General features: G+C 39.0%; 1 protein-coding gene. It reads right to left on the reverse strand.

Features of this window, described 5'->3' with window-relative positions:
* Positions 1-690, reverse strand: a 690-nt coding sequence (locus ABDZ93_RS19975) for an EF-Tu C-terminal domain-related protein (RefSeq protein ID WP_343828281.1), incomplete at both ends; no start/stop codon positions are given.

A 690-nucleotide genomic window follows, 5' to 3' on the forward strand; every position in this document is an offset into this window, starting at 1 on the left:
CCATTGCGATTGGAGTGATTAAGTCAACGTTCATGTCAATGTGGTCTCCTGGCATTACCATTTCCATTCCATCTGGTAATTTGATTGATCCTGTTACGTCTGTTGTTCTGAAGTAGAACTGTGGTCTGTATCCATCGAAGAATGGTGTGTGTCTTCCGCCTTCTTCTTTCTTAAGTACGTATACTTGACCTACAAACTTAACGTGTGGATGTACTGATCCACTTTTTGCTAATACTTGACCTCTTTGGATATCTGTTCTTTGTACTCCTCTTAATAGAGCTCCGATGTTATCTCCAGCTTGTGCTTCATCTAGAAGTTTTCTGAACATCTCTACTCCTGTACATACTACTTTTCTCTTATCTTCTGATAATCCAACGATTTCGATTTCATCTCCAACTTTTAGTATTCCAGTCTCAACTCTTCCTGTTGCTACTGTTCCTCTTCCTGTTATTGTGAATACGTCCTCTACTGGCATTAAGAATGGCTTATCTGTTGCTCTTTCTGGAGTTGGGATATAGCTATCTACTGCTGCCATTAAGTCCATTATGCATTGTGTTGCTGCTTCATCTGTTGGGCTTTCTAATGCTTTTAATGCTGATCCTGTTACTATTGGAATATCGTCTCCTGGGAAGTCATACTCAGATAATAACTCTCTGATTTCCATTTCTACTAATTCTAATAATTCTGGAT

It is taken from the genome of Clostridium subterminale (assembly GCF_039521425.1).
In the GTDB taxonomy this organism is placed as follows: Bacteria; Bacillota; Clostridia; order Clostridiales; family Clostridiaceae; genus Clostridium_J; species Clostridium_J subterminale.